The following is a 21208-nucleotide window of genomic DNA, read 5'->3' as shown; positions in this document are numbered from 1 at the left end:
CTCCGCCGCGACGCAGACTCACGTCACGACATGACCGGGCGTTACGAAGCCCGGGAGAGCTGGCCATCCTTGGACGGACCCTAACGGTCCGGCCGGATCTTTCTTAGGCCTTCACTCCGCCGCAACCATTCGCGGAAGCGGAACGTAAAGCCAGTCACGCAAACAGCATAATACGGTTCTCTGCAGATTGACTACCGCTCCTGCATATTTTTCCCAAGAATGCCGGAGTGTTACGGCCTTGCTTTAAGGCTTGGGTACCTCCAATCGGAATCTGGCAGCGCCGCCCTGGCCGAGCGGCATTTCCAGCTCGGGCAGGATGGTCTTGAGTTCGCCCTGCAGCGTGTAGGGCGGATTGACGATCAGCAGCCCGGTGGAGGCGAGCGCCCCGCCATCGAGCTGGGGCGCGACGCTGAACTCGAGGCGCAGACATTTTCCAGGTGGTTTTGCTGCAGCTGCGAGCCGCGCCACCGTCTGGGCCAGCGTGTCGGTGGCACGCCGGTTCTTGGCCGGATACCAGATGACATAGATACCAGTCGGCCATTTCGCGTAGGCGGTGGAGAAGGCTTCGCCCAGCCGCTCGAACTCGTCCTTGGCCTCGAAGGGCGGATCGATCAGCACGAGGCCGCGCCGCTCCTTTGGCGGCACGAAGGCCGGCAGCGCCACCCAGCCGTCGAGGTCGACCACGCGGGCCTGTTCGTCGCGGCGCAGCACGCCGATCAGCGCTTTCCGCGCTTTCGGCTCGAGCTCGCAGGCGACGAGCCGGTCCTGCGGCCTGAGCAGGCCGCGCGCGATCAGCGGCGAGCCCGGATAGGCCTTGAGCTCGCCCTTCGGATTGAAGGCGCGGACGATGTCGAGATAGGGCTTGGTCAGCGCCGCGCTCTCGTTCGACAGGCGGGCCTGCATCAGCCGCGCGATGCCGGTCAGCCATTCACCGCTCCGGCGCGCCTCGTCGCTGTCGAGGTCGTAGAGGCCGGCTCCCGCATGGGTGTCGATGACGCGGAACGCCCCCGGCTTGTCCTGCAGATAGGTGATGATGCGCGCCAGCACGATGTGCTTGATGACATCGGCGAAGCTGCCGGCGTGGAAGACGTGGCGATAGTTCATGAGAAGAGCACTACGCCACGTGATGGCTTGAGCAAAGAGGCACAATCACGTGTCCCGGACGCGTCGCAGCGTATAACGCTGCGCTGCCGAGCCGGGACCCAACAGGGGGCATGGAGTCCTATGCAGCATGGGCCCCGGCTCTGCAGCGCACCGCCGAAGTGGCGCGGCGCTGCGTCCGGGGCACAAGAGGAGAGTGCAGCGCGCGCAACGATGGGATCAACCGCCCCTGATCGGCGGCATCGTCACCTGCTCACGCCGGCAGGCGCGGCGATCGGTTTCATCGCAGTCGCGGAATTGCAGGTCCTTGCTGAGGCAGATGCGGACCTCGGAGAGCCGAGTGCGGTTGCAGGTGACCGAGACGGCGGCATTGCTCAGCCCCGGATTGGCCTTGATGAAGGCCTCCTCGACTTCCGCGGGCGCCACGGTCTTGGCCTGCGACAGATCGAGATATTCGGCCGGAATCTTGATCGCGGCGCGCGCTTTGCGGATCGTCTCGAAATAGCTGCGGTCGGCGAGGCCCGAGCAGGTGCCGTGCTTGTCCCATTCGTTGAAGATCAGCCCCGGCGCCGGCATCAGATCGAGCATCGAGGAGACGATGCTGCGGTTCAGCCGCGGCGCGGGCCGCTGGCAATATTCCGGGAAGCCGTTCTCATATTGCGGCCACAGCCCGTGCACCACGAAGGCGTAGGGCCGTCCGCCGCACTGGATCTGGGAGCGGCCGCCACGCTCGGCCGCCTCCTCGCAGAACGAGGGCGACCATGACAGCGACAGCACATAGAAATCGAACTCGCCCGGCGCGTTCTGCCGCTTGTCCTGGGCCTTGGCGTCACCGGCGAACGAGGCGAGGCCCGCGGCAAGGATCAGGGAAAGGGCCAGCGAGATCACCAGGCGGGAGAAGGAATGCAATCTGGAATGAAACATGGCAACGCCCCTCAACTAGACTGTGCAAGGAAGCCTAGCAGGCGACAGGAACATTTCAAGAACAGAATTCAGCCGACGCCGTTTGACCGCTGACCGCCCCGAATCGGGGCGCTTCGAACTCAAGGCCTGGCGGCGCGGCAGGCCGGATTGTAGGCCCAGTTGCGGTCGAGCCCGACCACGCACCATTCGACGCCGCTGCCGTAGCCGGCGAACCCACCATCCTCGATGAGCGAGAAATGCACCTTGCGCACCTTGCCGTCGTTGAGCATGGCGTCAGCGGTGCAATAGCGGCGGGGAATGTTGTCGGACTGCCAGGGCCGGAACGCGGTCTCGTGAACGGCGGAGAACCCGGTGATCTTCAACGAGGAATTCCAGAACGTACTTTCCTTTTCCCAGAACTCGGTCGCGATCGTCGGCAGCGCCCTGTCGCAATCGGCGACGGCGCCGTCATAGCGCGGTCCGCTCAGCCAAAAATTCATCTCCAGCGGATTGGCGGCCCTGGCCTCGCCGAGCGACACCGCCCCGAACATGAGGCCGAGCACGGCGGCATAGCGGAATGATTTCAGGGAGGGCGCGCGCATGTTCAATCCGGACAGCTAAGGTCTTGCGAAGGTGGGACGGTGCCGCGAAGGCCGGGGGAGGTCAAGTGCAGCGCGGCAACACTTCGCCAGGAGTTGACCACAGTGTCGCGGTCGGCAGGGCTTCGGTTCTTTTCACTTCCATCCCGGCACCGTAGACTGGCGGCCAGGAAATCGGAGTGACGGGAATGCGAATCATTGCGGCCGCGGGCTTTCTTGCCCTGGGTATGATGGCGAGCCAGTCGGCGCGCGCCGACTACGTGCCGCCATTCAAGGGCAACGACACCGGCGGCATCATCGCCTATTCGATGGCGACCCAGGTCGATGCCCGGCAAGTGGCGGTCGATCACTGCGCGCGCTATGGCAAGGTCGTGAAATTCCTTGGGGTGCAGGCCTATGAGGGCGGCTATATCTCGTTCTCCTGCCGCTGGGTGCCCTATGGCGCCGCCGACCAGCCGATCCGCACGCTCTACTGAGGCGTTGTCGTAACGCCGCTAGTCTTAGTCGGGAGCTTCTCGCATGACGCGCAAACTCGCTTTGCTCGGCTCGACGCTTTGCCTCGTGGTGTCGGCGGGCAGCGCCATCGCCGACGATCTGCCGGTGCGCAAGGCCGGTCTTTGGGAAATGAAGATGGTCAGGACCGGCACGCCCATGCCTGAGATGACCATGCAGCATTGTACCGACGAGACCGTCGACAAGGAGATGAACAACAACGTCTCGCCGATGGCCAAGCAGATATGCTCCAAGCAGGACATCAAGAAGACCGCCACCGGCTATGTCAGCGATTCCGAGTGCAGCGTCGCCGGCATCAGCACGACCTCGCACGCCGAGATCACCGGTGATTTCAATTCGGCCTACACGGTGAAGACCTCGTCGCACGCGCAGGGCGGCGCTGCCGGTGCGGCGGGGCGCGATACGACGATGCAACTCGACGCGAAGTGGCTGGGGGCCTGCAAGCCGGATCAGAAGCCCGGTGACATCGTGATGCCCGGCGGCTTCAAGATGAATGTGCGCGATATGGACAAGCTGAAGGCGCTACTGCCGAAGTAGGAACGGGTGCGGAGATGAATGCGAACGGGCTTGCGGACATCAAGGCAATCACGTTCGACGTTCAAGGCACCTGTGTCGACTTCTACCAGCCGATCCTGCGCGCCGGTGCCGCGATCAATGAGACTAAGGGGCTCGACATCGACTGGGCGGCCCTGTCAACAGAGTGGCGCGAACTCTACCGCGCTTCCATGAATGCCGTGATTGCCGGCCATCGCGGTTGGTTGCGGGTCGACCGCATTTATCGGGAAGCGTTGGACAAGCTTGTGGAAACGCGAAGCTTGTCGGATCGCCTCGATGATGCCGAGCGTGATGAGCTGAACAATGTGTGGACGAGGCTCGACGCTTGGCCGGATGTAGTCGAGGGGCTGACGCGGCTTCGTCGACATTATCTGACGTCGACGTTGTCGAACGCTGGCATGGCCAGCGTGATCGCCCTGGTCAGGAATGCCGGCCTGCCATTCGATGCCGTGCTGACGGCGGAGCTGGCCAGGAGCTACAAACCCGCGCCGGCGGTCTATCAACTCGCCGTCGATTATCTCGGCTACCGGCCGGATCAGATCCTGATGGTTGCTTGCCACAAATACGATTTGAAGGCGGCGCGCGCGTTCGGCATGAAGACGGCTTTCGTGCCTCGCGCATTGGAGTTCGGCCCCGAGGCCGCGCCCGATATCTCGCCCGAGAGCTGGTTCGACGTCTATGCGACCAGCTTCATTGACCTTGCCGAGCAACTGCAAGCTGTCTAACGGCGGCTACGTCCGTCACACCGGAATCCTCACGCTCGCCCTCAATCCCCCCATCGGACTGTCGCCGAGGGTGATGTCGCCGCCGTGGGAGCGGGCGATGTCGCGGGCGATGGCAAGGCCTAGGCCCGTGCCGCCTTCGTCCTGGTTGCGGGCATTGTCCAACCGCAGGAACGGCTTGAACACCTCTTCGCGCAAGTGCGTGGGAATGCCCGGCCCGTCGTCGTCGACGGTCACGGTCAAATAACGGTGATCGCGCTGGCCGGTGATGGCGATGCTCTTGCCGTAGCGCGCCGCGTTGGTGACGAGGTTGGCGAGGCAGCGCTTGAACGAGGCCGGCTTCACCGTCACCACGGGCAGGCCGTGGAAGGCGACGGTCGCGGTATGGCCGTGGCGCTCGGCATCGCCGCGCAGCTCCTCGAGCGCCTGCGCCATGTCGGTCGGCTGCGACTGCTCGCCGGAATCGCCGCGCGCAAAGGCGAGGTAATCCTCAAGCATCATCGACATCTCGTCGACGTCCTTGCGCATCCCCTCGAGCTCGGGGCTGTCGCCGATCAGCGCCAGCTCGAGCTTGAAGCGGGTCAGGATGGTGCGCAGATCGTGGCTGACGCCGGCAAGCATCGCGGTGCGCTGCTCCATCGTGCGCTCGATGCGCGATTTCATCTCGAGGAAGGCGACGGAGGCGCGCCGCACCTCGCGGGCGCCGCGCGGCCTGAAGTTCGGTGCCTCGCGGCCCTTGCCAAAACTTTCAGCGGCGTCGGCAAGGCGCAGGATCGGCTTGATCTGGTTGCGCAGGAACAGCACGGCGACGATCAACAGGATCGAGGACGTGCCGACCATCCAGAACAGGAAGATCTCCGAGTTTGAGGCATAGGCGGCGCTGCGCTGCGCGAACACGCGCATCACGGCATCGTCGAGCTGGATGCGGATCTCGACGACATTGGAGCGACCGACCGTGTCGATCCAGAACGAGCGCCCGATCTGGCGACCGAGCTGCACCGACAGGGTCTGGTCGAGCAGCGAGAAGAACGGCTTTGGTCCCGGCGGCGGCATGTCGCCGGCGGGCAGGAAATCGACGACGAGGCCGAGCCGCTGCTGCGCGATGCGGCGGATCTGATCGCGATCCTTATCTTGCGGATAGCCCTTGTAGACGTCGATCAGTGCGGCGATGTCCTGCACCACCGCGGCCGACAGGCGGCGCGTCACCGTGTTCCAGTGTCGCTCCATGAACACGAAGGCGACCACCGATTGCAGCACCACCATCGGCACGATCATGATGAGGAGCGCGCGGGCATAGAGGCCGGTCGGCATCCAGCCCTTGAACGCGTGGCCCATCCAGCCATTGGCCGCCGAAACGCGGCCGGCGGCGCTCTTCAAAAGCGTCAGGCCGGTGTCGATCGTGCTCATCTGGCGTGCTTCACTTGATTATGGCGAGGCCACCAGCCGGTAGCCGATGCCGCGCACCGCCTGGAGGAACAGCGGATTGGCGGGATCGGTCTCGATCTTGCGCCGGAGGCGGTTGATCTGCACGTCGACGGCGCGCTCGTTGACGCTGCCATTGCCGGTCAGCGCGCTGCGCGGCACGGTCTCGCCCGGCGTCTCCGAGAGAATGCGCAGCATCTCGCGCTCGCGGTCGGTGAGGTGGATGACCTCCTCGCCCTGGCGCAGCTCGCCGCGATCGAGATGGTAGACGTAGGGACCAAAGGCGATCTTCTCGATCGTCGTGGCCTGCGGCGGCGGGGCGGCGCGCTTGAGGATGTTGTTGATGCGCAGCGCCAGCTCGCGCGGCTCGAACGGTTTTGCCACGTAATCGTCGGCGCCGATCTGCAGGCCCTCGATGCGGGCCTCGGCTTCATGGCGCGCCGTAAGCATCACGATCGGCACCGAGGAGGATGTGCGGATGAAGCGCGCGAGATCGAAGCCGGTCTCGCCGGGCATCATGACGTCGAGGATCAAGAGGTCGAAATGCAGACCCAGCAATTTTGATCGTGCATCGCCGGCGCTGGCGGCGGTGGTGACGCGATAGCCCTCGCTGGCAAGGAAGCGCGAGAGCAGATCGCGAATGCGGCGGTCGTCGTCGACCAGCAGCAGATGCGGGGCGTCGTCGGCCGGGCGCGCCGGCGGGCGGGCGAGAGTGGCAGCGAGCGTCACGGTCACTCCTTGGTGGTTTGATTGACGGAAGCGAAAATGGTCTCGAGCACCTTGTCCGGATCGTCCCGATCGATCATCGCGCGCAGGAAGCGCTTGACCGTCTCGGCATCCTGCGGACCCATCTCGGCGAGCGCCTTGGTGATCCGCGTGGTCTGCAAACCGGCAAGTTTCTGCACCAGCGCCTCGCCCTTCGGCGTCGCGTAGAGCAGGCGCTGGCGGCGGTCATTGTCGCCGGTCTTCTGCACGATATAGCCCTCGTCCAGTAGCTGCTTGAGCACGCGGCCGAGCGACTGTTTGGTGATGCGCAGGACGTCGAGCAGATCGGCAACCTTGAGGCCGGGATAACGGTAGACGAAGTGCATGACCCGGTGATGAGCCCGGCCGAAGCCGAAAGCCTCCAGCTCCTGGTCGGGATCGCCGACGAAATCGCGGTAGGCGAAGAACAGCAGCTCGATGATATCCCAGCGCAAATTGGCTCCATCGCCTGCGGCCGGCCGAGGCTCGGCGGCATCTTGAGAGGAAGTCGCGAAATTTATGTCAGGCATATTGACGTATCTTGGGTTCAATGTTACAAAACGATCAACCCGGACGAAATTTTAGATCGTTTCGCGGCGGGTGTCATCGAAGCAGGACGGCGAAAACAGCCGGACAGGCGACGACGGCCGGATCAGATCTACCGTGCGATTGTCGAGCGGCATTTCGGCAAAACATACTGGACTTCGGTCTCCCGCAAAAGCATGTCCTGCCCGACATGCTGGCCACGGGAAACCGGCCGTAACAAGGCTGGCGGTGGTCCAGCCGGAAACCAATCCAGCCAGCTGGCCCCGAACGGGGCAGGCGGGCGCCAGAACAGCGCCGATACCGGCAGCGGGAGCCAAGGACATGAGCATGACATTCGACATCCAGCCCGCAACCAATCCGACATCCGAAAAGGACCGTGTGGCCAAGCTGGTGGATCCCGGCTTCGGGCGGGTCTTCACCGATCACATGGCGATCGTCCGTTACAATCAAGCCAAGGGTGGCTGGTACGAGGCGAAGATCGAGGCGCGGGCCAACTTCCAGATGGATCCCGCCGGGGCCGTCCTGCACTACGCGCAAGAGATCTTCGAAGGTCTGAAGGCCTACAAGCGCGACGACGGCGGCGTGAACCTGTTCCGCCCCGACGCCAATGCGCGGCGCTTCAAGGACTCGGCCGACCGCATGGCAATGGCGCAACTGCCCGAGGATGTCTTCATCGAGGCGGTCGAGCAGCTCGTGCGCATCGATCGCGCCTGGATGCCGGGCGGCGATGGCAGCCTGTACCTGCGGCCCTTCATGATCGCGAGCGAGACCTTCCTCGGCGTCAAGCCGTCGTCCGAATACATCTTCGCGGTCATCGCCTCGCCGGTCGGCTCCTATTTCAAGGGCGGTCCCGCGCCGGTGTCGATCTGGGTGTCGGAGAACTATACGCGCGCGGCCGTCGGCGGCACTGGCGCCGTCAAGTGCGGCGGCAATTACGCCGCGAGCCTGCGCGCGCAGGCCGAAGCGATCCAGCACGGCTGCGATCAGGTCGTCTTCCTGGACGCGATCGAGCGCCGCTACATCGAGGAGCTCGGCGGCATGAACATTTTCTTTGTGTTCGACGACGGCTCGCTCTCGACGCCGCCGCTCGGCACGATCCTGCCCGGCATCACCCGCGATTCCATCATCGCGCTCGCCCGCGATGCCGGCAAGACCGTGCGCGAGGAGCCGTATTCGCTCGACCAGTGGCGCAAGGATGCGGCCAGCGGCAAGCTGAAGGAAGCGTTCGCCTGCGGCACCGCGGCCGTGATCTCGCCGATCGGCAAGGTGCGCTCGGTGAGCGGCGATTTCGAGATCTCGGGCGGCGCCGCCGGCCCCGTCGCCATGGGCCTGCGCAAGCAGCTCGTCGACATCCAGTACGGCCGCACCAACGATCCCCACAACTGGATCCGCAAGGTGTTCTAGGGACTCTCGTGTCCCGGACGCGCAAAGCGCGAGCCGGGACCCAGGGCGCCAGCGGTTGGACCCCGGATCAGCAGCGCACCACGCCGCCAAGAGGCGGCGCGTTGTGCAGCATCCGGGGAACGCCGATCAGCACGTCATGAACGGATGGAGCAGCCGTAGGGCGAGCAGGCAGTTGCCGCCCCCCGCGTCGGCTGGTAAACGCCGCGGATGGCCGAGAAATCCAAAAAACCGCAGAAACTGAAGGCGCGCCTGCCGCGCGGGCTCGAGGATCGCGACCCTGCCGCGATCCGGGCGACGCGCGAGATGGTGGAGAAGATCCGCGCCGTCTACGAGCTCTACGGCTTCGAGCCGGTGGAGACGCCGGCGATGGAATATACCGACGCGCTCGGCAAGTTCCTGCCGGACCAGGACCGCCCGAACGAGGGCGTGTTCTCGTTCCAGGACGACGACGAGCAGTGGATCAGCCTGCGCTACGATTTGACGGCGCCGCTCGCCCGCTACGTCGGCGAGCGCTACGGCACCGACGCGCTGGTCTTGCCCTACCGCAGCTACCGTGTCGGCTACGTGTTCCGCAACGAGAAGCCCGGTCCCGGCCGCTTCCGCCAGTTCATGCAGTTCGACGCCGACACGGTCGGCTCGGCGACGCCGGCGGCGGACGCCGAGATCTGCATGATGGCGGCGGATACGATGGAGGCGCTCGGCATCGCGCGCGGCTCCTATGTCGTGAAGGTCAACAACCGCAAAGTGCTCGATGGCGTGCTTGAAGATATTGGGCTCGGCGGGGCCGAAAACGCGGGTCGTCGTCTGACGGTGCTGAGAGCCATCGATAAATACGATCGACTTGGTGCAGAGGGCGTCGAGCTTCTGCTCGGCCCAGGCCGAAAAGATGAGAGTGGCGATTTCACCAAAGGCGCGGGTCTAGATAAAGATCAAATACAGAAGGTGCTGGTGTTTACACTCCTACAGAGCGGAACGATGACCGAACCAGAGCATGTTGGGCAGGGCGCGTATGTCGAGAGTAACAAGGGAGTGCTCGACGGCTTAATGACCCACTTCGGAGCAAATGAGACCTCGCGAGCTGGTGTCGAAGAACTCAAAATGATTTCAGAACTGGTCGAGGCCGCGCGTTATGGCCGAGATCGCATCAGTATCGATCCCTCCGTCGTGCGCGGCCTCGAATATTACACCGGCCCCGTCTACGAGGTCGAACTGCTGCTCGAGACCAAGGACGAGAAGGGCCGCCCGGTGCGCTTCGGCTCGGTCGGCGGCGGCGGGCGTTACGACGGTCTCGTCTCGCGCTTCCGTGGCGAGCCGGTGCCGGCGACCGGATTCTCCATCGGCGTCTCGCGGCTTCAGGCCGCGCTGACGCTGCTCGGCAAGCTCGACACCAAGCCCGACTTCGGCCCCGTCGTCGTCACCGTGTTCGACCGCGACCGCGTCGCCGACTACCAGAAGATGGTTGCGTCCTTGCGCAGCGCCGGCATCCGCGCCGAGCTCTATCTCGGCAACCCCAAGAACATGGGCAATCAGCTCAAATATGCCGATCGCCGCAACTCGCCGTGCGTGATCATCCAGGGCTCCGACGAGAAGGCGCGCGGCGAGCTGCAGATCAAGGACCTGATCGAAGGCGCCAAGGCGGCCGCGGCGATCGCCTCCAACCAGGAATGGCGCGAGAGCCGGCCGGCGCAGTTCTCGTGCAGCGAAGCCGATCTCGTCGCGAAAGTGCGCGAGGTGCTGGCCCGCCATGACGTGAGCTGGGGCTAGCCATTCGCTGACGTCGTCACGCTCGGGCTTGTCCCGGGCATCCACGTCCTGTTTGATGGCAAAGAACGTGGATGGCCGGGACAAGCCCGGCCATGACGAAAGCAGGGAGACGACGATGCCTGAGATCACCATCAGCATGGCCGAGGGCCGCACCGACGAGCAGAAGGCCGGCATGATGCGCGACATCACGCAGGCGCTGGTGAAGAATCTCGGCGTCGATGCCGATGCCGTCGTCATCCAGATCAACGAAGCCCCGCTCCGTCACAAGATGAAGGGCGGCAAGACCTTCGTGGAACGTGCGGCGGCGGCGAAGAAGTAGCAGCGCCGTCGCGGCAAACGCCGCTGTCGTCCCGGACAAGCGAAAGCGCAGATCCGGGACCCATAACCACAGGGAGTGGTTATCTGGCGAAGCGGCAACTCCGAATCCCCGCAGCCACGACGTCCTGTGGTTATGGGTCCCCGGATCGGTGCGCGCTTAAGGCGCGCTTGTCCGGGACGACACTGTTTGTGAGGCACCATGGACGCACGCGAGTTCATCACAATCGGCATGAGCGCCGAGCGCACGCTGGTGGTGCCGGCCGAGCGCACGGTCGGGCATTTCGTGCCCGGCATGCCTTTTGTCTATGCGACGCCGATGATGATTTTGGAAATGGAGATGACCTCGGGCGACGCGATCCGCGCCGCGCTCCAGCCGGGCTGGGTCACTGTCGGCACCGAGGTCGATATCCGCCATCTCGCGGCCGCCCTCGTCGGCGCAACGGTGCGGACCACGGCGAAGGTCATTGCGGTGGAGCGCCGCGTCATCCGCTTCGAGGTCGAGGCCTTCGAGGGCACGCGCAAGCTCGGCGAGGGCCGCCACGCGCGCGGGCTCGTCAATGTCGAGTTGTTCAACAAGCGGTTGTCTAAGTAGGGTGGATTAGCGAAGCGTAATCCACCAACGTTCGCGATCGCTGAAGCATGGTGGGTTACGCCTTCGGACTGCGCTTCGCGCAGCCGACGGCTAACCCACCCTACGAAGATACGGCCCCTGTCTTTACTTCGCGAGCTCCTTCGACCGCTGCGTCGCCGCTGCGATCGCGCGGATCATCAGCTCGCGCAGGCCCGGCTCGCCCATCAGCACCCCGAGCGCTGCGGCGGTGGTGCCACCGGGCGAGGTGACGTTCTGGCGCAGCGTGCTGGAAGGTAGCTCCGACCGGTGCAGCAGCTCGCCGGAACCGGCGACGGTCTCGCGCGCGAGCTTCGTCGCCAGCGGCTCGGGCAGCCCGGCCTCGATGCCGGCGCGCGCCAGCTCCTCAGCGAGCAGGAACACATAGGCTGGCCCCGAGCCGGAGACGGCGGTCACCGCGTCCATCAGGTCTTCGTCCTCGACCCATTCGACCGCGCCGGTGGCGCGCAGCAGCGCATCGGCCACCGCGCGCTGCGCAGGGCTGACGTTGTTCGCCGCGACCGCGACGGTGATGCCGCGGCCGATCGCGGCCGGCGTGTTCGGCATCGCGCGCACCACGGCGCCGCCGCAGACTTCCTGGAGCGATGCGATCGTTGTTCCCGCCATGATCGAGACCACCGAGGTCTTGTCCGAGACGAACGCTTTCAGCCTTGCGCCGGCGTCGCGGAACATCTGCGGCTTCACCGCGACGACCAGCGTCTCGACGGGGCCGGCGGTCTTCACATCAGGATTCAGCGCGACGCCCTTGGCGGCCAGGGCGGAGATCTCGGGCGCGATGTGCGGATCCATCACGGCCACGCGGCGCGGGTCGAGCCCGCCCGAAAGCCATCCGGTCAGCATCGCGCCGCCCATCTTGCCGGCGCCGGCGAGCAGGATGGTGCCGGTGATGTTTTGGAGGGGGTTGTTCGCCATCGCTGTTGCCACACACTCGCTGTCGTCCCCGCGCGAGCACTTGCTCGTCGCGTTACCACAGGCGGTTCTAGTGGATGAAGGTGTTGGCAACAAGCCGCGTGCCACAAGAGACATCACGCGGTATGGGTCCCGGATCTGCGCTTCGCTTGTCCGGGACGACGTCGGGGAGAGAGGGTGGCCCCCTCCGCTCTTGCAGCGAGACTTACGCCTCGCCCACCGTATCGAACATCGCGGCGTCCATCGCCTCGGTGGTGGTCTTGCCTGCCCACACCACGAACTGGAACGCCGGGAAATAGCGCTCGCAGGCGTGGATGGCGCCGGCGAGCATGGCCTCGCATTGCGCGGTCGAGGCGGTGAGGCCGCCCGGCAGCACCAGGGCCTGGCGGTGCATCACCATGCCGGTGTTGGTCCACAAATCGAAATGACCGACCCACAGCTGCTCGTTGACGGCAGCGACGAGCCGCTGCACCTCGCCACGACGCGCGAGCGGAATCTTCATGTCGAAGGCGCAGGCCAGATGCAGCGCCTCGATCTCGCCCATCCAGGTGAAGGAGAGCTGGTAGTCGGTCCATTGTCCCTTCGAGACAATCGTGAGTTCGTCTTCGCCGGAGCGTTCGAACGGCCAGTTGTTGCTGGCAGCGATATCCTCGACCACCGCGAGCGGATGGCTTTTGGAATCGATAGTGCCTTCGAGCAGGGACATGCCGTCTCGACCTCTTGCCTTCTTGTTGTCCTTGATACGCACGCGGTCGGCCCGGCACGCTCCCTCAACGTCGCTGCTGCGATCCCTCAGGGTCGCTCTTGCGATCCCTCGGATCAGCGCGGGCCTGTCGCGGATCAAGTGATGTGATTTGCGGAATCTGCGCAACGGGGTCCCGAGTCCGTCCACAAGCCAGGACTCGTTCGTCCACAGCTCATCTCCGCCACAATTCTTAACGGAGAGAACAAACCGGAGTCGGACTAGCCGGGGCCGCCAATCGTTAATTCCGTCCCGTGAGGGCTGCTCCCGCCGCGATGGCATGGGACCATGCGCTTTCCCCATGAGGAACACGCTTGCTGCGGCCGCCGGGCGGCGTCATATTTCCGGTCAGGCCGTTCATTCCGGACGGCCGATGTTCTCAGGGCGGGGTGAAAGTCCCCACCGGCGGTAAGGGCCGAAAGGCCTAAGCCCGCGAGCGCCTTCCGTGGGGGGTATCCCGAAGGGAAGGGTCAGCAGATTCGGTGCAACTCCGAAGCCGACGGTTAAAGTCCGGATGAAAGAGAACGGTCGGTGGCAGACGCATCGCAAGGTGCGGCTGTTTGTCGTTCCGTGTGCCCTGATTCTGGTCCTTAAACCGAGGAAAGCCATGAATCAGATGTTGCAAGATCCCCAAGTCCAAGCTGCCCAAGCCGAAATTGAAGTTCCCCAACCGCCGGTTCCGCAAGGACCCGCGCCCGACCATCCGCGCTTCGCAAAGCCGCAGCGGGTGGCTTTCGTACAGGCCTGCTGGCATCACGACGTCGTCGAGGAGGCCCGCATCGCCTTCATGAAGGAGGCCGCGGCGCGGCATCTCACCCATGTCGACGTGTTCGAGGTGCCAGGCTCGTTCGAGATCCCGCTGCACGCGCAGGTCCTTGCCAAGACACGGCGCTACACCGCGATCGTCGCCGCCGGCCTCATCGTCGACGGCGGCATCTACCGGCACGAGTTCGTCGCCGACACCGTCATCAAGGCGCTGATGGACGTGCAGCTCCGCACCGAGGTGCCGGTGTTCTCGGCCGTGCTGACGCCGCAGCAATTCCACGAGACCGAGGTGCACTACGACTTCTTCCGCAAGCATTTTGCCATCAAGGGCGTCGAGGTGGCGGCCGCCTGTGCGGAGACGTTGCTCGGCCTGGAGCGTCTGCGCGGCCAGGTCGCAGCGGGGATCGTGGGGTAGGATGTCTCTCCCTCTCCCCGCGTGCGGGGAGAGGGTTGGGGTGAGGGGGAGTCTCCGCGGCGACGGTTAGAGTTGGACTCGCGGAGAGTCCCCCTCACCCGGAATTCAAGCTTCGCTCGAATTCCGGCCTCTCCCCGCAAGCGGGGAGGGGCCAAGAAGAAATCAGTCGAACAGGCTCGACACCGACTCTTCCGCCGCGGTGCGCGCGATCGCGTCGGAGATCAGGCTGGCGATCGGCAGCGTGCGGATGTTCGGCGCCTTGGTCACGGCGTCCGTCGGTAGGATCGAATCAGTGATCACCAGCTCCTTCAGCTTGGAGCCGGAGATGCGCGCGGCCGCGCCGCCGGAGAGCACGCCGTGGGTGATATAGGCGTAGACGTCCTTGGCGCCCTTGGCGATCAGCGCGTCGGCGGCGTTCACCAGCGTGCCACCGGAGTCGACGATGTCGTCGACGAGGATACAGGTGTAGCCGGCGACATCGCCGATCACGTTCATGACCTCGGATTCGCCCGGGCGCTCGCGGCGCTTGTCGACGATCGCGAGCGGGGTGTTGATGCGCTTGGCAAGGCCGCGCGCGCGGGCCACGCCGCCGACGTCGGGCGAGATCACCATCACCTTGGAGAGGTCGAACTTTTCCTTGATGTCGCGCACCATCAACGGCGCCGCGTAGAGATTGTCGGTCGGGATGTCGAAGAAGCCCTGGATCTGGCCGGCATGCAAATCGAGCGTCATGACGCGGTCGACACCAGCCTGCGTGATCAGATTGGCGACGAGCTTGGCCGAGATCGGCGTACGCGAGCCCGATTTGCGGTCCTGCCTTGCGTAGCCGAAATAGGGCAGCACCGCGGTGATCCGTCGCGCCGAGGAGCGGCGCAGCGCGTCGGTGATGATCAGGAGCTCCATCAGATGGTCGTTCGCGGGAAACGAGGTCGACTGGATGACGAAGGCATCCGAGCCGCGGACGTTCTCCTGGATCTCGACGAAGATCTCCATGTCGGCGAAGCGCCGCACCACCGCTTTGGTCAGCGGCAGGTCGAGGCCTTGCGCGATCGCCTGCGCGAGCGCCGGATTGGAGTTGCCGGCGACGAGCTTGATGGAGCCGTTTTTGGCCGACATGGATGCTTCCTCCCGCGCTTTGCTGGATACGACGTTCAACATCTCTGATCCCACTGGAAGCACGGTTACGACGGGCGAGGAAATATCAGGCGGGAGGCTGCAATGGCAACCCGGAAGGCTACGTTTTCCCTTCGAAAATCCTGAGTCGGGCCAACGGTTTGGCCGCAACTTGAGGCCGTGGTTTAGCGGGGGTTATCGCTCGGCATAGCCGAGCGCCGAAGCCGGCAACTCGGCCGCCGGGGCCTCCGGAATCACGCTCGCCACCGCTGGTCCCCGCAAGCCTGGCGCTGCGCCAGGGCCATCCGGTGTTCCGTTGATCATGTTGGAAAGTCCGCTGAATCCGGCCTGGGCGATCTTCCGCAGCACCAGATCGTCGGCAGCCGCCCACGCGTCGCGACCGCCCTTGGCTGAGGCCGGTTCCTCCCCTGACAGGCGCAGCGCGCGCTGCTGGTTGGCGTCGTAGACGTCCCAGACCCAGGCGATCACGGTCTTGCCGCGGACGATCTGGGCCGACAGGTAGCTGCGCACGCGGTAGGCGGCCGTCCCCTCGCGGGAGACCACGGACAGGCTGCGCAGCTTGGATTCGCTGTCGAGGACGCCGACCATGCGGTCGAACACCTGAGGCGGCGGGCCGTCGATCGATTCGAAGGCGACCGTTGCCCCGGAGCCGGCGCCCGGCGCCATCGCATAGGAGTTGGCGGCGCTGCCACCGCCGCCGGCGCAGCCGCCAAGCGCGGTCGCGGCTGCCAGCAGCATGATCGCCAGCACGCGCGAACCCGCACGGCGCAAGATGAATGACGCGTCCCTCATTATGGAGGGCAGCGATATCGTTAAAATCGGTTAAGGTCTAGGGCGGCTGCGACACAGATTTTCCCGCAAACGAGATTTGAGCGGGAATTGAGATAACTCCACTCGTCATGGCCGGGCTTGTCCCGGCCATCCACGTGCCTCCTCATGTGCGGCTAGGCGTGGATGCCCGGGACAAGCCCGGGCATGACGACTGAGAATGTGGCGCGACCCGCGCGTTCACCCCTCCAGCGCGATCGCGTGGACGTGGCGGCCGTAATCCGGCTCCTTGCGATGCACCGAGCGGCGATAGCTGAAGAAGCGTTCGTCGGCGTAGGTGTCGAGACCGAGATCGTCGATCATCAGGATGCCGGCGGCCTCCAGCCGCTGACGGATGAAGCCGGCGAGATCGAACATCGCGTGTCCTTCGCGCACTGACGGGATGAAGAACATTGCGTTGTCAGCATCCGCCTCGATGAAGCGCGCCACGAACTCGTTGCCGACCTCGTAGCTGTCCTGGCGGATCAAGGGACCGATCGCTGCGATGATGCCGCCGCGCGTTGCGCCGAGCCGTTCCATCGCGGTGATCGTCGCCTCCAGCACGCCGGTGAGCGCGCCTTTCCAGCCGGCATGCGCGCCGCCGATCACGCGCGCATCGGGGTCGACGAACAGCACCGGTCCGCAATCGGCGGTGGAGACGCCGAGCGCAATGCCGGGCGTCTTGGTCACCAGCGCATCACCCTTCGGCCGCGGTCCGCTCGGCCACGGTGTCACAGCAACGAGCACGTCGGGCGAGTGGATCTGGTGCAGGCTGATGAAACGGTCCGCGGCGACGCCGACATGCTCGGCCATGCGGCGGCGGTTCTCCGCAACCAGGGCCTGATCGTCGTTGGAGCCGAGCCCGCCGTTCAGCGCGGAATAGATGCCGCTGGAGACGCCGCCTTCACGCGTGAAGAAAGCATGGCGCAGGCCGGGCACCGCTGCCAGCAGCGACGAGGTGAGCGTCATCAATTGCCTCCGGCCTGTTCGAGATCGCTGAGGCCGGCAATGCCTGTCAGCCGCGGCTCGGAGATGCCGAGCACTTTGAACATCGAGCCCATGCCGCTGCGTCCGGTGTCCGTCAGGCGCTTGAGCGCGATCGAAATGTCGGTGGCCACTTCCGGCGTGGCCTTCTGCATCAAGGCGGCGGCCCTTGTATCGATGCCGATCCGCTTGAGGAAGTCGCCTTGCGTCACCGGCCCGTGCACGCGCGCGCCGACATCCTCGGCCGCGCGCGCCAGCGCCTGGAAGTCGACATGGGCGGTGACGTCGGCCTGGCCCGGCGCCTTCAAGGGATCGGCGAAGGTGTGGCGGGCAATCGCCTGGAACGTGTCGCCGGCATCGCTGCGCAGATGACCATAGTCGATGATTAGGACCGCCCCGTCCTGGTCGCGCACGCGTGTGGCGAGCTTCATGATCTCGCCGTCGGGCCGCCATTCGAACACGGCCCCGATGGGGGCGGCGCGCACCAAGGGCGGTAGCAGCACCTCGAAGCGCGGCGTGGGCTCCGGCGCAGCGCCGAATTGAAGCTTTCCGTTGCTGTCGATCTCGATCACGCGCTCGTGCCAGCCGTTCTCGTGGCGGACCATCTGGTGGATCGGCAGCACGTCGAAATATTCGTTGGCGAGGATGATGGATGGGCCTTCCGGCACGTCGTCGATGCTGTCGTGCCAGGAAATGTTGCGCACGGCGGACAGCGCCGCATTCTGCCGCTCGCGCAGGACGGGATTGACCTCGACCATGTGGATATGGAGCGCCTGGTAGAGCGGGGGCAGCACGCGCACCGCACGCAGCGCATCCGCCATCATGGTGCCGCGGCCCGGTCCGAGCTCGATCAGTCGCAAAAATTGCGGCGAGCCCATCTGCTTCCACACCGAGGCGGTCCACAGTCCCAGCAGCTCGCCGAACATCTGGCTGACTTCGGGCGCGGTGGTGAAGTCGCCCTCGCGCCCGAGCGGATCGCGCGAGGCGTAATAGCCATGGCGCGGATGCATCAGGCACAGTTCCATGTAGCGCCAGACCGGCATGGGGCCTGAGGATTTGATCAGCGCCTTGATCTCATTGAGCAGCGGCTGGTCGGTCACGGCGTACTTTCTCGAAATGAATTAACGAATGGCACCGAGGGGCTTCGGCGCACCGCGCCGGACTGCCAATACAATAAGTATGAGGCCTACGATAAGCATCGGGATCGACAGCAGCATGCCCATGGTTAATCCGCCCCAGAGGAAACCAAGCTGTGCGTCCGGTTCGCGGAAATGCTCGCCGGCAATCCGGGTCAGACCATAGATCAGGATGAAGGCGCCGAGGATCATGCCGGGCCGCTTCAAGGCGCCGAAGCGGATCATGATCGCGAGCACGGTGAACAGCAGAATGCCCTCCATGCCGGCCTCGTAGAGCTGGCTCGGATGACGCGGCAGCTGCGTGGGATCGTTGGGGAAGATCATCGCCCAGGGCAGGCTCGCGTCGGTGGCGCGCCCCCACAATTCGCCGTTGATGAAATTGGCGATCCGCCCGAGCAGCAGCCCGACCGGGGCAACTGCAGTGGTGATGTCGCCGAGCGACAGGATCGGGATCTTGTTGCGGTAGGCGAACCACATCACCGCGACGACGCAGCCGAGGAAGCCGCCATGGAAGGACATGCCGCCCTCCCACAATTTGAAGATCGCGGCGGGATGATCGATGAAGAAGGGCAGGTTGTAGAACAGCACGTAGCCGGTGCGGCCACCGAGGATGATGCCGAGCGTGACCCACAGGATGAAGTCGTCGACCTGGAGCAACGAGATCGGCGCAGGCCCGGCCCACAGGCGTTCATTCTTGAGGAGCGAGCGCGCATAGAGCCAGCCGAACACGATGCCGCAGATATAGGCGAGCGCATACCAGCGGATCGCGAACGGACCGATCTCGAGCGCGATCGGCTTGAAGGCGGGAAAGTCGATGAGCAGAAAGGGCATCGCGCCTTGCTTCTAGAGTTGATGGGCAAGCTGCGGCCCCGACGGAGCTGCACTCCTTCCCCCGCTTGCGGGGGAAGGCAGGGGAGAGGGTGCTTCGACAACGAAGACTCCCCCAGAGGAAAGAACCCTCACCCGGCACTTCGTGCCGACCTCTCCCGCGAGCGGGAGAGGTGCACCGAATTCGCGGATGCTTCGATCCATATCGCTCACACGAGATTGCGGCGGTCGAGCGCCAGCAGACGCCCTGTGATTCTTCTTATGCCGGGACGTTGAGTACGATTGCAAGGAAACCGGAGCATGACAAGGATACCACCGCGCGGCCCTTGAACCGCTCCCTCTGGATTGCCATTGTGTCTCGGAGAGTTCGCGCAAAGTTTATCGGAGGCCCGCCATGACCCAGACCAGCAACCGGTTTTTCGACGAGATCGGCCGCCTGATGAACGACGCCGCGGGTGCCGCTCAGGGCGTCAAGCGCGAGTTCGACACGGTGATGCGCAGCCAGGCGGAAAAATTCCTGCGCGACATGGATCTGGTCAAGCGCGAGGAGTTCGAGGTGGTCAAGGACATGGCCCGTCTGGCGCGTGAGGAGAACGAGGCGCTGAAAGCGCGAATCGCGGCGCTGGAGGCCAAGCTCGGCGGGGCGCCGACGTAAGGCACTCGTCCTTACCTCCAGGGGAGGGTAGCCCCCCATTCTCCTTGTCATTTCCGCATCTTCCGGCTAAAAGCCCGCCAAGTTCGTGGCCCCCGCACCCCTGGAGGCTTGCTGCGAGCTATGCCATGGGCCGCGCTGCGGCCCATTAACTTTTGCAAAAACAAGGACTTAACGACATGGCGACGACCGTCAAGGAATTGAAGGCGACCGCACGTCCGAAGAGCGGCAAGGGGGCCGCCCGGGCTGAGCGTCGCGCCGGGCGAGTGCCCGGAGTGATCTATGGCAACAACCAGCCCCCCGTCACGATCTCGATTGAAGATCGCGAACTGCGCCAGCGCATCCTCGCCGGCCGGTTCCTGACCACGCTGGTGGACATCGATCTCGAGGGCAAGAAGCACCGCGTGATTCCGCGCGACTACCACCTCGATCCGGTCAGGGACTTCCCGATCCATGTCGACTTCATGCGGCTCGGCGAAGGCGCCACCATCCGCATCAGCGTGCCCTTGCATGTCGTGAAGGCGGAAACGTCCCCGGGCGTGAAGCGCGGCGGCACGGTCAACATCGTCGCCCACGCGATCGAGCTCGAATGCGGTGTCGAGAGCATTCCGCAGTACATCGAAGCCGATGTCGGCTCGCTGGAAATCGGTCACTCGCTGCATCTGTCCGACGTCAAGCTGCCGGCCGGCGTGAAGGCGCTGACCCGCGAGGACGCGACCCTCGTCACCATCGTGCCGCCGTCCGGCTACGCCGAAGAGCAGAAGGCCGCGGCTGCGGCTGCAGCTCCTGGCGCTGCTGCGGCAGCTCCGGCGGCTGGCGCTGCGGCTCCGGCCGCGGCTGCTGCACCTGCCGCGGCTGCCAAGGCTCCCGCCGGCGGCGACAAGAAGAAGTAATCTCTCAAAGAGCCGGCGCGCGGTCCCTGATCGCGCGCCAGCTGAGGGGCGCGCCGCGTCATGCGACTCTTTGTTGGGCTCGGCAATCCCGGCGCGAAATACGCACGCAACCGGCACAATATCGGCTTCATGGCCGTCGACGAGATCGCGCGGCGTCATGGCTTTGCGCCATGGCGCCGCAGGTTTCAGGGCGAGACCTCGGAAGGCGCGCTCGGCACGGAGCGCGTGATCCTGCTCAAGCCGACGACCTACATGAACGAGTCCGGCCGCAGCGTTCAGGATGCCGCGAGCTTCTTCAAGATCGCGCCTGGCGACGTCACGGTGTTCCACGACGAGCTCGAACTGCCGCCGGGCAAGGTGCGGGTGAAAATCGGCGGCGGCATCGCCGGTCACAACGGCCTGCGCTCGATCTCGGCGCATATCGGCAACGACTACCGCCGCGTGCGCCTCGGCATCGGTCATCCCGGCGTCAAGGAACTGGTGCACGGCCACGTGCTGTCGGACTTCGCCAAGGCCGACAACGACTGGGTGGCGACGCTGTGCGAGGCGGTGGCCGAGCACGCAGGCCTGGTTGCCAAGGGCACGGACGCGACCTTTGCCAACAGGGTGCATCTCGCCATGCAGGCGAAGGGATTTTTGACCAAGGACGACAAGGAGTAGGGTGGGTTAGCCGACGACGTCCGCGAGCTTCGACAAGCGAAGGCGCAAGGCGTAACCCACCATG

At 65.0% G+C, this 21208-nt stretch carries 24 protein-coding genes and 1 riboswitch; of the genes, 11 read left to right on the top strand and 13 right to left on the bottom strand.

Annotated elements, in window-relative coordinates; genetic code table 11:
- Positions 1-243: 243 nt before the first annotated feature.
- The 3 genes from XH84_RS16585 to XH84_RS16575 all read right to left on the bottom strand — a co-directional run bounded on the left by XH84_RS16585 (position 244) and on the right by XH84_RS16575 (position 2606).
- Positions 244-1104: a 23S rRNA (adenine(2030)-N(6))-methyltransferase RlmJ gene (locus XH84_RS16585; protein WP_128921559.1), complete on the bottom strand. Its 861-nt coding sequence runs from the start codon at positions 1102-1104 to the stop codon at positions 244-246.
- 216 nt (positions 1105-1320) lie between these two features.
- Complete coding sequence (locus XH84_RS16580) at positions 1321-2025, bottom strand: ribonuclease T2 family protein (protein WP_128921558.1); 705 nt, start codon at positions 2023-2025, stop codon at positions 1321-1323.
- A 119-nt stretch (positions 2026-2144) separates the two neighbouring features.
- The gene (locus tag XH84_RS16575) at positions 2145-2606 is read right to left on the bottom strand and encodes a hypothetical protein (protein ID WP_128921557.1); all 462 of its coding nucleotides are present in this window, start codon (positions 2604-2606) and stop codon (positions 2145-2147) included.
- A 185-nt stretch (positions 2607-2791) separates the two neighbouring features.
- Here XH84_RS16575 and XH84_RS16570 point away from each other — a divergent pair, with 185 nt between their 5' ends.
- From XH84_RS16570 to XH84_RS16560, 3 genes are read left to right on the top strand one after another with little or no spacing between them, the layout of a single operon-like run.
- A complete protein-coding gene (locus XH84_RS16570; protein WP_128921556.1) occupies positions 2792-3079 on the top strand; it encodes a hypothetical protein in 288 nt (95 codons plus the stop codon).
- 43 nt (positions 3080-3122) lie between these two features.
- Positions 3123-3653, top strand: coding sequence for a DUF3617 domain-containing protein (locus XH84_RS16565; protein WP_128921555.1), 531 nt, complete (start codon positions 3123-3125; stop codon positions 3651-3653).
- A gap of 14 nt (positions 3654-3667) precedes the next feature.
- Complete coding sequence (locus tag XH84_RS16560; RefSeq protein WP_128921554.1) at positions 3668-4396, top strand: haloacid dehalogenase type II; 729 nt, start codon at positions 3668-3670, stop codon at positions 4394-4396.
- Positions 4397-4411: 15 nt separating this feature from the next.
- Here XH84_RS16560 and XH84_RS16555 read toward each other — a convergent pair whose 3' ends face one another.
- Genes XH84_RS16555 through XH84_RS16545 form a run of 3 tightly spaced genes read right to left on the bottom strand, consistent with a single transcriptional unit; the run spans position 4412 to position 7089 of the window.
- A complete protein-coding gene (locus XH84_RS16555; protein WP_128921553.1) occupies positions 4412-5800 on the bottom strand; it encodes an ATP-binding protein in 1389 nt (462 codons plus the stop codon).
- 18 nt (positions 5801-5818) lie between these two features.
- Entirely contained in the window at positions 5819-6550 is a 732-nt protein-coding gene (locus XH84_RS16550) for a response regulator (RefSeq protein ID WP_128921552.1), read from the bottom strand.
- Positions 6547-7089, bottom strand: a complete 543-nt coding sequence (locus tag XH84_RS16545) for a MarR family winged helix-turn-helix transcriptional regulator (RefSeq protein ID WP_128921551.1) — start codon at positions 7087-7089, stop codon at positions 6547-6549. The genes XH84_RS16550 and XH84_RS16545 overlap by 4 nt, the downstream gene beginning before the upstream one ends.
- Before the next feature lie 337 nt (positions 7090-7426).
- Here XH84_RS16545 and XH84_RS16540 point away from each other — a divergent pair, with 337 nt between their 5' ends.
- The 4 genes from XH84_RS16540 to XH84_RS16525 all read left to right on the top strand — a co-directional run bounded on the left by XH84_RS16540 (position 7427) and on the right by XH84_RS16525 (position 11183).
- On the top strand, positions 7427-8509 hold the full coding sequence (locus tag XH84_RS16540) for a branched-chain amino acid aminotransferase (protein ID WP_128921550.1): 1083 nt from the start codon (positions 7427-7429) through the stop codon (positions 8507-8509).
- A gap of 207 nt (positions 8510-8716) precedes the next feature.
- Entirely contained in the window at positions 8717-10273 is a 1557-nt protein-coding gene (hisS, locus tag XH84_RS16535; RefSeq protein WP_128921549.1) for a histidine--tRNA ligase, read from the top strand.
- 55 nt (positions 10274-10328) lie between these two features.
- Positions 10329-10592, top strand: coding sequence for a tautomerase family protein (locus tag XH84_RS16530; protein ID WP_128921548.1), 264 nt, complete (start codon positions 10329-10331; stop codon positions 10590-10592).
- Between the two features lie 198 nt (positions 10593-10790).
- Positions 10791-11183 (top strand): thioesterase family protein, encoded by a 393-nt coding sequence (locus XH84_RS16525; RefSeq protein WP_128921547.1) that lies wholly within the window; start codon positions 10791-10793, stop codon positions 11181-11183.
- Positions 11184-11306: 123 nt separating this feature from the next.
- On the opposite strand, the gene proC is transcribed toward XH84_RS16525, so the two are convergent.
- Together proC and XH84_RS16515 are read right to left on the bottom strand one after the other, a co-directional pair.
- A complete protein-coding gene (gene proC / locus XH84_RS16520; RefSeq protein WP_128921546.1) occupies positions 11307-12131 on the bottom strand; it encodes a pyrroline-5-carboxylate reductase in 825 nt (274 codons plus the stop codon).
- 202 nt (positions 12132-12333) lie between these two features.
- Positions 12334-12834, bottom strand: a complete 501-nt coding sequence (locus tag XH84_RS16515) for a type III secretion system chaperone family protein (RefSeq protein ID WP_128921545.1) — start codon at positions 12832-12834, stop codon at positions 12334-12336.
- A 407-nt stretch (positions 12835-13241) separates the two neighbouring features.
- Positions 13242-13400, top strand: a riboswitch (FMN riboswitch).
- 77 nt (positions 13401-13477) lie between these two features.
- Here XH84_RS16515 and XH84_RS16510 point away from each other — a divergent pair.
- Positions 13478-14050: a 6,7-dimethyl-8-ribityllumazine synthase gene (locus XH84_RS16510; RefSeq protein WP_128921544.1), complete on the top strand. Its 573-nt coding sequence runs from the start codon at positions 13478-13480 to the stop codon at positions 14048-14050.
- Positions 14051-14212: 162 nt separating this feature from the next.
- Here the strand turns inward: XH84_RS16510 and XH84_RS16505 are convergent, their stop codons facing one another.
- The 5 genes from XH84_RS16505 to lgt form a co-directional block, all read right to left on the bottom strand.
- Positions 14213-15166 (bottom strand): ribose-phosphate pyrophosphokinase, encoded by a 954-nt coding sequence (locus XH84_RS16505; RefSeq protein ID WP_164936511.1) that lies wholly within the window; start codon positions 15164-15166, stop codon positions 14213-14215.
- Positions 15167-15358: 192 nt separating this feature from the next.
- Positions 15359-15976 (bottom strand): hypothetical protein, encoded by a 618-nt coding sequence (locus XH84_RS16500; protein WP_128921542.1) that lies wholly within the window; start codon positions 15974-15976, stop codon positions 15359-15361.
- Positions 15977-16192: 216 nt separating this feature from the next.
- A complete protein-coding gene (gene pgeF / locus XH84_RS16495; protein ID WP_128921541.1) occupies positions 16193-16960 on the bottom strand; it encodes a peptidoglycan editing factor PgeF in 768 nt (255 codons plus the stop codon).
- The gene (locus XH84_RS16490; RefSeq protein ID WP_128921540.1) at positions 16960-18075 is read right to left on the bottom strand and encodes a class I SAM-dependent methyltransferase; all 1116 of its coding nucleotides are present in this window, start codon (positions 18073-18075) and stop codon (positions 16960-16962) included. Before XH84_RS16490 ends, pgeF begins: the two co-directional genes overlap by 1 nt.
- A gap of 21 nt (positions 18076-18096) precedes the next feature.
- Positions 18097-18942, bottom strand: a complete 846-nt coding sequence (gene lgt, locus XH84_RS16485) for a prolipoprotein diacylglyceryl transferase (RefSeq protein ID WP_128921539.1) — start codon at positions 18940-18942, stop codon at positions 18097-18099.
- A gap of 391 nt (positions 18943-19333) precedes the next feature.
- Here lgt and XH84_RS16480 point away from each other — a divergent pair, with 391 nt between their 5' ends.
- The 3 genes from XH84_RS16480 (at position 19334) to pth (ending at position 21144) form a co-directional block, all read left to right on the top strand.
- Entirely contained in the window at positions 19334-19594 is a 261-nt protein-coding gene (locus tag XH84_RS16480) for an accessory factor UbiK family protein (RefSeq protein ID WP_128921538.1), read from the top strand.
- A 176-nt stretch (positions 19595-19770) separates the two neighbouring features.
- On the top strand, positions 19771-20484 hold the full coding sequence (locus XH84_RS16475) for a 50S ribosomal protein L25/general stress protein Ctc (RefSeq protein ID WP_128921537.1): 714 nt from the start codon (positions 19771-19773) through the stop codon (positions 20482-20484).
- Between the two features lie 60 nt (positions 20485-20544).
- Complete coding sequence (gene pth, locus XH84_RS16470) at positions 20545-21144, top strand: aminoacyl-tRNA hydrolase (protein ID WP_128921536.1); 600 nt, start codon at positions 20545-20547, stop codon at positions 21142-21144.
- Positions 21145-21208: the final 64 nt, after the last annotated feature.

This window comes from Bradyrhizobium nanningense, from assembly GCF_004114535.1.
GTDB classification, from domain to species: Bacteria; Pseudomonadota; Alphaproteobacteria; order Rhizobiales; family Xanthobacteraceae; genus Bradyrhizobium; species Bradyrhizobium nanningense.
Note: the sequence above shows the minus strand (reverse complement) of the source record. Positions and strands in the feature narration are given on the sequence as shown.

Excerpts from the sequence above, each read along its gene's own strand:
- XH84_RS16585 (WP_128921559.1), bottom strand. The coding sequence starts at position 1,104 with ATGAACTATCGCCACGTCTTCCACGCCGGCAGCTTCGCCGATGTCATC.
- XH84_RS16580 (WP_128921558.1), bottom strand. The coding sequence starts at position 2,025 with ATGTTTCATTCCAGATTGCATTCCTTCTCCCGCCTGGTGATCTCGCTG.
- XH84_RS16575 (WP_128921557.1), bottom strand. The coding sequence starts at position 2,606 with ATGCGCGCGCCCTCCCTGAAATCATTCCGCTATGCCGCCGTGCTCGGC.
- XH84_RS16570 (WP_128921556.1), top strand. The coding sequence starts at position 2,792 with ATGCGAATCATTGCGGCCGCGGGCTTTCTTGCCCTGGGTATGATGGCG.
- XH84_RS16565 (WP_128921555.1), top strand. The coding sequence starts at position 3,123 with ATGACGCGCAAACTCGCTTTGCTCGGCTCGACGCTTTGCCTCGTGGTG.
- XH84_RS16560 (WP_128921554.1), top strand. The coding sequence starts at position 3,668 with ATGAATGCGAACGGGCTTGCGGACATCAAGGCAATCACGTTCGACGTT.
- XH84_RS16555 (WP_128921553.1), bottom strand. The coding sequence starts at position 5,800 with ATGAGCACGATCGACACCGGCCTGACGCTTTTGAAGAGCGCCGCCGGC.
- XH84_RS16545 (WP_128921551.1), bottom strand. The coding sequence starts at position 7,089 with ATGCCTGACATAAATTTCGCGACTTCCTCTCAAGATGCCGCCGAGCCT.
- XH84_RS16540 (WP_128921550.1), top strand. The coding sequence starts at position 7,427 with ATGAGCATGACATTCGACATCCAGCCCGCAACCAATCCGACATCCGAA.
- hisS (WP_128921549.1), top strand. The coding sequence starts at position 8,717 with ATGGCCGAGAAATCCAAAAAACCGCAGAAACTGAAGGCGCGCCTGCCG.
- XH84_RS16530 (WP_128921548.1), top strand. The coding sequence starts at position 10,329 with ATGGCAAAGAACGTGGATGGCCGGGACAAGCCCGGCCATGACGAAAGC.
- XH84_RS16525 (WP_128921547.1), top strand. The coding sequence starts at position 10,791 with ATGGACGCACGCGAGTTCATCACAATCGGCATGAGCGCCGAGCGCACG.
- proC (WP_128921546.1), bottom strand. The coding sequence starts at position 12,131 with ATGGCGAACAACCCCCTCCAAAACATCACCGGCACCATCCTGCTCGCC.
- XH84_RS16515 (WP_128921545.1), bottom strand. The coding sequence starts at position 12,834 with ATGTCCCTGCTCGAAGGCACTATCGATTCCAAAAGCCATCCGCTCGCG.
- XH84_RS16510 (WP_128921544.1), top strand. The coding sequence starts at position 13,478 with ATGAATCAGATGTTGCAAGATCCCCAAGTCCAAGCTGCCCAAGCCGAA.
- XH84_RS16505 (WP_164936511.1), bottom strand. The coding sequence starts at position 15,166 with ATGTCGGCCAAAAACGGCTCCATCAAGCTCGTCGCCGGCAACTCCAAT.
- XH84_RS16500 (WP_128921542.1), bottom strand. The coding sequence starts at position 15,976 with ATGAGGGACGCGTCATTCATCTTGCGCCGTGCGGGTTCGCGCGTGCTG.
- pgeF (WP_128921541.1), bottom strand. The coding sequence starts at position 16,960 with ATGACGCTCACCTCGTCGCTGCTGGCAGCGGTGCCCGGCCTGCGCCAT.
- lgt (WP_128921539.1), bottom strand. The coding sequence starts at position 18,942 with ATGCCCTTTCTGCTCATCGACTTTCCCGCCTTCAAGCCGATCGCGCTC.
- XH84_RS16480 (WP_128921538.1), top strand. The coding sequence starts at position 19,334 with ATGACCCAGACCAGCAACCGGTTTTTCGACGAGATCGGCCGCCTGATG.
- XH84_RS16475 (WP_128921537.1), top strand. The coding sequence starts at position 19,771 with ATGGCGACGACCGTCAAGGAATTGAAGGCGACCGCACGTCCGAAGAGC.
- pth (WP_128921536.1), top strand. The coding sequence starts at position 20,545 with ATGCGACTCTTTGTTGGGCTCGGCAATCCCGGCGCGAAATACGCACGC.